General features: G+C 61.6%; 1 protein-coding gene. It reads left to right on the forward strand.

All coding sequences use genetic code 11. From position 1 onward, the window contains the following. Window positions 1–168: 168 nt before the first annotated feature. On the forward strand, window positions 169–575 hold a 407-nt coding region (locus G6N73_RS36215), incomplete at its 3' end, for a CBS domain-containing protein (protein WP_246252845.1).

The following is a 575-nucleotide window of genomic DNA, read 5'->3' on the forward strand; positions in this document are numbered from 1 at the left end:
TGAATGGTCTGGTCAGACCGCATCGTCCGGGTGCATAGTGATTCCGGGACTTCGCGGGCGGTATTGTCCGCAGCAATGCCATTGCCCGGTCCCGTCTTTGTGCTGCATCCGTCCGCGATCCCGATGGGACCAGGCCACATGGAGGCTACCATGCTGGTAAAGGAAGCGATGACCGGCGAAGTGCGTTGGTACTCCCCCGACACGCCGATACAGGAAGTCGCGCGCGTCATGCGTGATGAAGGTATCGGTTGCGTGCCGATCGGCGAGAACGATCGGCTCGTTGGCATGATCACGGATCGCGACATCACCTGCCGCGGCGTGGCCGCCGGCGAACGCCTCGATGCGTTGACGTGCCGCGCCGTGATGTCGCCCGGCATATTCTTCTGTTTCGAGGACCAGACCCTGGAGCAGGCGCTTGGGCAAATGCAGGAGCGCCAGGTGCATCATCTTCCTGTGCTCAACCGGCAGAAGCGGATGACAGGCCTCATCTCGCTGGGTGATATCGCTCTGAAGGGTGAAAGTTCGATCCTCGCACCGCTTGCCAAAATCGCCGCACGCGATGCTGAACGGCACCT

The organism is Allomesorhizobium camelthorni (assembly GCF_011045125.1).
Taxonomy (GTDB): domain Bacteria; phylum Pseudomonadota; class Alphaproteobacteria; order Rhizobiales; family Rhizobiaceae; genus Allomesorhizobium; species Allomesorhizobium camelthorni.